Annotated in this window: 10 protein-coding genes; 5 read left to right on the top strand and 5 right to left on the bottom strand. The window is 71.6% G+C overall.

All coding sequences use genetic code 11. The annotated features are described in order from the left end of the window. Both G6031_RS10910 and G6031_RS10905 read right to left on the bottom strand, forming a co-directional pair. Positions 1-896 (bottom strand): alpha-(1->3)-arabinofuranosyltransferase family protein (locus G6031_RS10910; RefSeq protein ID WP_182653258.1); only part of this gene is annotated, 896 nt, incomplete at its 3' end. 22 nt (positions 897-918) lie between these two features. After that, positions 919-1,107 (bottom strand): DUF2613 domain-containing protein, encoded by a 189-nt coding sequence (locus tag G6031_RS10905; protein ID WP_346034821.1) that lies wholly within the window; start codon positions 1,105-1,107, stop codon positions 919-921. Between the two features lie 154 nt (positions 1,108-1,261). Between G6031_RS10905 and G6031_RS10900 the strand changes: the two genes are divergently transcribed. From G6031_RS10900 to G6031_RS10890, 3 genes are all read left to right on the top strand, one after another. Then, entirely contained in the window at positions 1,262-1,888 is a 627-nt protein-coding gene (locus G6031_RS10900) for a TetR/AcrR family transcriptional regulator (protein ID WP_179523607.1), read from the top strand. Next, complete coding sequence (locus tag G6031_RS10895; RefSeq protein ID WP_182638653.1) at positions 1,885-3,765, top strand: long-chain-acyl-CoA synthetase; 1,881 nt, start codon at positions 1,885-1,887, stop codon at positions 3,763-3,765. Before G6031_RS10900 ends, G6031_RS10895 begins: the two co-directional genes overlap by 4 nt. A gap of 80 nt (positions 3,766-3,845) precedes the next feature. Beyond that, positions 3,846-4,853: an alpha/beta hydrolase gene (locus G6031_RS10890; RefSeq protein WP_347238156.1), complete on the top strand. Its 1,008-nt coding sequence runs from the start codon at positions 3,846-3,848 to the stop codon at positions 4,851-4,853. A 16-nt stretch (positions 4,854-4,869) separates the two neighbouring features. On the opposite strand, the gene G6031_RS10885 is transcribed toward G6031_RS10890, so the two are convergent. Together G6031_RS10885 and argJ are read right to left on the bottom strand one after the other, a co-directional pair. Then, the gene (locus G6031_RS10885) at positions 4,870-5,367 is read right to left on the bottom strand and encodes a nuclear transport factor 2 family protein (RefSeq protein WP_182653257.1); all 498 of its coding nucleotides are present in this window, start codon (positions 5,365-5,367) and stop codon (positions 4,870-4,872) included. Next, positions 5,364-6,581, bottom strand: coding sequence for a bifunctional glutamate N-acetyltransferase/amino-acid acetyltransferase ArgJ (gene argJ / locus G6031_RS10880; RefSeq protein WP_347238155.1), 1,218 nt, complete (start codon positions 6,579-6,581; stop codon positions 5,364-5,366). Before argJ ends, G6031_RS10885 begins: the two co-directional genes overlap by 4 nt. A gap of 297 nt (positions 6,582-6,878) precedes the next feature. Between argJ and G6031_RS10875 the strand changes: the two genes are divergently transcribed. Together G6031_RS10875 and G6031_RS10870 are read left to right on the top strand one after the other, a co-directional pair. Then, the gene (locus G6031_RS10875; RefSeq protein ID WP_182637356.1) at positions 6,879-7,019 is read left to right on the top strand and encodes a hypothetical protein; all 141 of its coding nucleotides are present in this window, start codon (positions 6,879-6,881) and stop codon (positions 7,017-7,019) included. A 160-nt stretch (positions 7,020-7,179) separates the two neighbouring features. Continuing rightward, on the top strand, positions 7,180-7,644 hold the full coding sequence (locus tag G6031_RS10870) for an SRPBCC family protein (protein WP_182653256.1): 465 nt from the start codon (positions 7,180-7,182) through the stop codon (positions 7,642-7,644). A gap of 26 nt (positions 7,645-7,670) precedes the next feature. Here G6031_RS10870 and G6031_RS10865 read toward each other — a convergent pair. Beyond that, a partial coding sequence (locus G6031_RS10865) for a nitronate monooxygenase (RefSeq protein WP_182653255.1) occupies positions 7,671-8,039 on the bottom strand: 369 nt, incomplete at its 5' end.

Here is an 8,039-nt window from a genome sequence, read left to right as displayed (position 1 = left end):
GCCATCACGCCGGTGGCCAGGACGAACACCGGCTCGCTGGTGAGCGCGGCTCCGGCCACCCGGTCCGTCGACACGAACGGCACCCATGTCGCGGCCCCGCGCAGCACCTCCGTCGCCGACGACCACCGGGTGGTGACCTCGGCGGACTCGATGTAGTCCAGGAACGGAGGCGAGATCCGGCCCAGGAGCACCAACGGAACAGCCCACCACAGGCACACCGCCACCGAGAGGGGCAGCCACCACGCGGCCAGCCGCGCCCACGTGCGTCCGGGGCGGTGCATGAGCCACCACAGGATCGCGGGCAGGCACGCGACGGCGGTGGCGACCGCGTTGACCGCGCCCATCAGCGCCAGCGCCAGCGCGGCACCGGCGCCACCCCGGCGCGGGGACATCCGCCCCTGCAACACCCGCACCACCGGCAGCAGCACCCACGGTGCCAGCGCGACGGGCCAGATCTCGGAGGAGATCGACCCGAGGTCGCCGAGCATCCGCGGGGCGAGCGCGTAGAGGATCCCGGCCACCGCCCTGGTCTGGGGGGTGCCGATCCGCAGTGCTGCCGCGACCCGGACCACGCCGACGTAGGCGACCGTCAGCAGCACCGCCCACCACAGCCGTTGGGTCAGCCAGGCGGGCATCCCCACCAGGTCGAACAGCGCGAAGAACGGCCCCTGGGGGAAGAGGTACCCGTACGCCTGGTTCTGGACCTGGCCGCCGAACGACAGTCCGGTCCACAGGTGGGTGGCCTGGACGAGAAAGCGTCCGGGGTCGACGACGAGGTCGTACTTGGTGTCCGGGACGACCAGACCCGGGGACTGCAGGCAGGCGAGGAGGAGGAAACCGAGGAACGCGACGACCGCGTCACGCGCGCCTGCACCGAGACGGATCCCGCGGGTCACCTCGGCCGGCGCGGAGGGGGGACTAGCGGGCGCCGTACTCGACCTGGCCGAGGAGGGCCTGGTCGGCGGGCGGCTGAGCGACCTCCGGGATGGAGTTCTCGGCCATCGCGGAGTTGGCTCCGAAGGCGACGATGCCGCCGAGGACGATTCCGCCGACTGCGCTGGCGAGCGCTCCGGTACCGAAGCTCATCGAGTTCTCCCTGCGGGTCACGAGAATGGGGTGTCCTGGCGGTGCCCCGGGGCACGCCGACGCCGAAAGAGTATCACCCGGTACCCCGTGGATCGTGCGTAGTGTCGCCCACAACTACTTACTGGCCGGTAAGTTGGTGTGGGACACGACACCACGTCCCGCCGGAAGGAGTCCTGTGACGACGGGGACCAAACGGATCCCACGCGCGATCCGCGAACAGCAGATGCTCGACTCGGCCATCCGCGTGTTCTCCGACCTCGGCTACCGATCGGCGTCGATGGACACCATCGCCAAGGACGCCAGGATCTCCAAGCCGATGCTGTATCTCTACTACGGCTCGAAGGAGGAACTGTTCTCCGCGTGCGTGACCCGTGAGTCCGGGCGACTCATCGACCACCTCACCTCCGCGGCGACCAGTGGGACCGGTGCGCGTCACAGTCTGGAGAGCGTCGTGGAGGCGTTCCTCGACTACGTGGACGACCACGCCGACTCGTGGAACGTCGTGTACCGCCAGGCCGTGGCCGAACCCGCCTTCGGCGACGAGGTCGAGAAGACCCGCTCCGTCCTGGTGGACCTGACCACCGATCTGCTGGCGCAGAACTCGGTGGACGGGCGCAGCCGCGAGGTGCTCGAGGTGGTCGCCACCGCGCTCGTCGGGGCCGGGGAGGCGGTCGCCGACCGCGTCGCGCACCGGTCCATACCCAAATCGGTGGCCGCAGGAGTGGTCGTCGAACTCGCGTGGCGCGGCCTCGCCGGAGATCCCGCCAAGTCACTCACCACCCCGAAAGAGGAGAACCCGTGACCGACACGACCGAAGACACCACCCGCCGCGCGTCCCAGGGCGCCAGGACCCTCACCCCGTTCGACCTGGCGGGAGGCCTGCCCTCTCTCGTCTCCGATCTGCCGACAGTCCTGCGTGGTCTCCGGATCGTCCGCTCCTCCCGCGGGACCGACAAGATCTCCATCGGCAGGAGGTTCCAGGAACTGGCGGCCGGCCAACCGGACGCCCCGTTCCTGCGATTCCTGGGCTCCGAGATCACCTACGGGGAGGCGAACCGGCGCGCCAACCTCTTCGCCCGGGTGCTCAAGGCCCGTGGGGTCGAGCGCGGCGACACCGTCGGCATCTGCATGGTCAACCGGCCCGAGGTCATGCTCGCCATCCTGGGCGCCGTCAAGGTGGGCGCCTCGGTGGGCCTGCTCAACCACCACCAGCGCGGGGAGGTCCTCGAGCACTCGCAGAAGATCATCGACTCGAAGGTCGTCCTCATCGGGGCGGAGTGCGCCGAGGCCGCCGGGTCCATCCCCCGCGAGAAGTGGCTCGGTGAGCTGATCGCCGTGGGGACCGAGGTCGACCTCCCGTTCCGCGACTTCACGGCGGGCCACCGCCCGGACGAGCTCTCGGATCTCACCTGGCTCGAGGACGAGCTGGAGAAGATGGACGCGGACGCCGGCGCCACCAACCCGCCCGAGGCGGACGAGACGCTGGGCAACGAGACCGCGTACTACGTGTTCACCTCGGGCACGACCGGCCTGCCCAAGGCCTCGACCATGTCCCACTACCGCTGGAACCGCGCGCTCGCCGGTTTCGGCCTGTCGGGTGTGCGGCTCAAGAAGGACGACGTCCTGCTCTGTCCGCTGCCGATGTACCACAACAACGCGCTCACGGTCGGCCTGGGTTGCGTGCTCGCCGCCGGCGCGTGCCTGGCCGTCGAGGAGCACTTCTCCGCGTCGAAGTTCTGGGACCAGGCCCGCGCGGCCGGGGCGACCGCCGCCATCTACATCGGCGAGATCTGCCGCTACCTGCTCAACCAGGAACCCGGTCCGGGCGACCGTGACCATTCCATCCGGGTGATGACGGGCAACGGGTTGCGCCCCGAGATCTGGGACGAGTTCCAACAGCGGTTCGGCGTCGACCGGATCTGTGAGTTCTACGCGGCCAGCGAGTGCAACATCGCGTTCGTCAACGCCTTCAACATCCCCAAGACCACCGGCTACTGCCCGATGGACTTCGCGATCGTGGACTACGACCCGGACACCGGGGAGCCCCGCCGCGGCGAGGACGGTCGGCTCACCAAGGTGGGCAAGGGCGGGATCGGCCTGCTGATCAGCGGCATCTCCGACACCCAGCCCTTCGACGGCTACACCGACAAGGAGGCCACGGAGAAGAAGGTCATCCGCGACGCCTTCAGTGACGGTGACGCCTGGTTCGTCTCGGGCGACCTGATGCTGGACCAGGGCCTCAAGCACGCCTCGTTCGTCGACCGCCTGGGCGACACCTTCCGCTGGAAGGGCGAGAACGTGGCGACCACCGAGGTGGAGGCGGCCGTCAGCGCTCGCCACGAGGTCGACCAGGCCGTGGTCTACGGCGTGCCGGTGCCGGGCGCCGACGGCAAGGCGGGCATGGCCGCCGTGCGGCTGCACGACAAGTCCGACTTCGACGGCGCCGCGCTCGCGGAGCACCTGCGCAGGTCGTTGCCGTCGTACGCGGTTCCGCTGTTCATCCGGCTCTCCAAGGAGCTCGAGGTGACGTCCACCTACAAGAGCCGCAAGACCGAGCTGCGCGAGCAGGCGTTCGACACCTCCCAGTTCGACGACCCGCTCTACGTCCTGTCGTCCGACAAGGGATACATCCCCTTCTACGATGGGGCGGAGAACGACGTCGTCGCCGGCAAGGCCTGAGGCCGGGGGCACAACGTAGGAGGTCCCGCCGCCGCATGCCCAGTCCCCGCATGCCCAGTCGTCGTGCGCACAGTCGCCGTGTGTCCGACCGACGGGCGCGCCGCGGCGGGACCGACCTCTCCCGCCGTTCGGTGTTGATCGGCCTGTCGCTGGGCGCGGGAGGGGCGGCGGGATGGGCGCTGACCTCGGCCCTCGGGGCGGGCGGCGAGGACGTGGCGACGTCGGGCCCGAGCCCCGACTCCGTGGCTCCCCGTCCCTACGTCGCGCCCGAGGGTGCGGTCCCGGTCACCGAACCGCGCCGCCTGCACTACGGCGAGCCCGGTGACACGGACGGTCAGACCTTCGGTGACCTCTACCTGCCCGAGTCGGCCAACCCGGCCCTGCCGGTGGTGGTGTTGATCCACGGCGGCGGGTGGAAGGACTCTCTGGGCCTGGCCTACATGGAGAACCAGGCCCGCGACCTGGCCTCCTTCGACGTGGCGGTGTGGAACATCGAGTACCGCCGGGTCGGCTCCGGAGGGGGCTGGCCCACCACGGTCGCGGACGTGTGCCGGGCCGTGGACCACCTGGTGGAGGTCTCCGCGCAGGTGGGCGACCGGTTGGACCTGCGCCGGGTGGTGGTCGCCGGGCACTCCGCCGGCGGGCACCTGGCGCTGTGGGTCGCCGGGCGGGCACGACTGCCGTCCTCTCTGCCCGGGTCGCGACCCGCCGTCCCCGTCTCGGGCTGTGTGTCCCTCGCCGGGGTCGCGGACCTGCTCCGTGCCGAGGAGTCCGGGGACAAGTACGTCGCCGGCCTGCTCGGTGGCCGCCCCGACACGCGCCGTCAGCGCTACCGGGACGCCTCGCCCGTGACGCACCTGCCCACCGGGGTCCCGGTGGTGTGCGTCCACGGCCGCGACGACGAGGTGGTGTCGCCCGAGCAGTCCGAGGTCTACGTACGGGCCGCCCGCCGGGTGGGCGACCCCGCCCGTGTCTCGCTGGTGCCCGGTGGCCACGACCCGTGGGGCGACATCACCGGCCGGGTGTGGCACGACACCCGCGACACCGTGCTCGCGATGGCCCGCCGACCCCCGGGCCCCGCCGGCTGACGCACGTGTGCGGGGGTCAGGCGTCGGTGTGGCCGGTGTCCACCCGGATCCGCTCGAGCCGCCGGTGGGTGATCAACCACCGACCGTCCACCCTGCGGTACCGCTCGTGGTAGTGACCCCAGCCGTGGAGCCAGTGCTCACGGCCGTCGACCGACCACCACAACCGGTCCTCCATCGCCCAGATGCCGGTGGCCGTGGGGTCGCCGGTGGCCGGGTCCGGGCCCGTCAGCTCCAGCACCGGGGTGTGCCCGTGGTGCACGCTCGTCACCGGGACGCGGCCGTCGAGGGTCGCTCGGATCGCGGCGGTGAGCGCCTCGCGACCGCGCACCTCGGGCGCCCCGCCGCCGGCCGCCCAGGACTCGCTGACCACGTCCTCGGTGTGGCACGGCCCGTAGGCGTCCCACTGCTTGGTGTCCATGACGTACAGCCGGCGGGCGAAGACCGCCCGGATCGCCTCGAGGTCCTCCGCCGCGCCCGCGTCCGGAGGCGCGCCCGCGCCGGTAGGCGGGGTCACGTCGTGTAGTCCGCGTTGATCGAGATGTACTCGCGCGAGAGGTCGCACCCGTACACCGTGCAGGCGCCGTCGGCGGAGCCTGACTCGACGCCCAGGTCGACCGAGATCGTGACCTCCTCGGCCCGCATGATCTCGGTGAGCCGCTCGAGTTCGGCCTCACCGGGGAAGGCGGGGTAGGTCTCGAGGTCACCGAAGACGATGCGGACCCGCTCCGGGTCGATGTCCGTGTCCTCGTGGCACTTGCCGATCGCCATGGCCACCCGGCCCCAGTTGGGGTCCGCCCCGTGGACGGCGGTCTTGACCAGTGGGGAGTTGAGGATCGCCTTGGCCACACGCTTGGCCTGGTCGCGGTCGCGGGCGCCGGTGACCTCGACGGTGAGCAACTTGGTGGCCCCCTCTCCGTCGCGGGCCAGTTGACGGGTCAGGTCCAGACACACGGCCTCGAGGGCCCGCCGCATCCCGGCCTCGTCCACCGGCCCGGCCGCGCCGCTGGCCAGCACGATCGCGGTGTCGGAGGTGGAGGTGTCGGTGTCGACGGACAGGCAGTTGAACGTGTCGTCCACCGCACCCCTGAACGCGGTGTCCAGCACACCGGGCTCCACGGCGGCGTCGGTGAAGATCACGGCGATCATCGTGGCCATGTCCGGTTCGACCATCCCGACCCCCTTGGCGATGCCCACGACCTGAGCGGTGCCGCCCGTCGTCGTCGCCACCTCCACCCGCGCCGTCTTGGGGTGGGTGTCCGTCGTCATCATCGCGCTGGCCAGTGCGACCGCGTCGGCGTCGAAGTCGGCACCGGCCAACCCCTCGAGATGGGACCGCAGGATCGGCATGGGGTAGCGCCGACCGATCACGCCGGTGGAGGCGATGAGCAACTCCTCCGGCGCGACCCCCACGGCTCCGGCCGCCCGCTCCAGGACCTCGCGCGCGTCGGCCATCCCCTGCTCACCGGTGGCGACGTTGGCGTTCTTCGCCACCACCACCACGCCCCGCGCCCGGCCACCGGCGGCGTTCTCGCGGCTGAGCACCACGGAGGGCCCGGCGAAGAGCGAGCGGGTGAAGACCGCCGAGGAGGTCACGGCGGGACCGTCGGCGACGACGACGAAGACGTCGTCGCCGTGCTCGCGCAGACCCGCGGCCCCCGCGTGGGCGCGGAAACCGGCGGGCAGAGGGATCGGTCCGGAGGGGCGGGACTCGGGGCGGGTGGCGTTCACGCGTCCGAGTCTAGGCCCGTCGACGGGGCCCCGGCCGGTCGGACGGGAGCTGTCGTTCCGGCCCCGGGAGCGAAATGTGAGATAGGTCGCACCTGAGTACTCCCAGTCCCGCCCTTCCTCTCCCTATGAACGCGGGCTTACCGCCGCCCGGGTCGCAAAACCCCTCGTCAGGTGGGGTTCGACGTCACGTCTGGGTAACGTCGGCCCCAGTCGTCCGGATGTACCCAACGAGCGTCCGAACGACGCAGACCCCGGCGGTGGAGAGCCCACCGCCGTCACGACGAAAGGATCTACACCATGATCTCTGACTTCATCAACGGCATCGCCACCGGTTCCGCCAACGTCAACACCGGCTCCGAGGCCGCCGACTTCGGCACCGACCTCATCGCCCAGGTCCTCGGCTTCTTCGGTGGCTTCGTCGAGAACTTCGGCTCCTGAGCCGGCGCGCCTGACGGCGCACCGCCCGGGCCGGGTTCCGCCCGGCACGGGCACCGCGTGTGACCGGCCCCGCTTCGGCGGGGCCGGTTTTCCGCATTTCGGCGGCAGCAGCGGCGGTTCCCGCGCGCCCGTGGCCGGATCGCCTCGGTAGCCTGAACCCATGCAGCTCGATCTCTCCCGTGACGTCGCCGCCGACCCCGAGGCGGTCTGGGCGGTGCTGACCGACATCCCCTCAGCGCACCGCACCCTCAGCGGTGTCCTGGCGGTCGAGATCCTCACACCCGGCCCCTACCAGCCGGGACTGCGGTGGCGGGAGACGCGTCGGATGTTCGGCATGAAGGCCACCGAGGAGATGATGGTGGTCGCGGCCGAGCCTCCACACTCCACCGCGATCGTCGCCGAGAACGGCGGCACCGAGTACAAGACGGTGTTCACCGTGACCCCGCATCCCGACGGGACCGGATCGACCCTGCGGATGCGGTTCGCAGCCCACACCGCCCACGCCCCGGCGATCTCCCGGGTCGCGATGGCCGTCATGGGCGGGCTCGCCGAGAGGTCGACCCGCAAGGCCATGGAGCAGGACCTGGCGGACATCGCGGCGGAAGCCGAGCGCCGCGCCGGCTGAGCCCGCCCCCGGGCCCCGCGGGTCCGCTACCGTCCCGCGCGGTCCCAGAGCTCGGCGACGACCTCCGCCGCCGGTCGATCGGCGTAGGGGTCGGCGGCGCGCCATCGCGAGCCGGCCCACAGCGGCGGGACCTCGGCGTCCCCGGAGTCGGTGGCGGCCCTGCGCATCGGTCCGGTCAGGACGTGCAGGTGCGGATAGGCCGGTGGGGCGAGCGCGTCGAACTCGGCCACGAACCCGTTGACCAGCGCGCGTGCGTAGCGCCCGGTGTAGCAGCGCGTCGGCCGCGACTCGGTGAGCCGTGGATCGGCCAGGGCCGCGCGGTACAGGGCGCTCGTCCCCGCCTCCGGGGTGCGCAGCAGGACCGTCCCGAGTTGCACGCCGTCCGCTCCCGCCCG

This window comes from Dietzia sp. CQ4, assembly GCF_014145125.1.
In the GTDB taxonomy this organism is placed as follows: domain Bacteria; phylum Actinomycetota; class Actinomycetes; order Mycobacteriales; family Mycobacteriaceae; genus Dietzia; species Dietzia natronolimnaea.
This window is presented reverse-complemented; position numbering and strand designations above follow the sequence as displayed.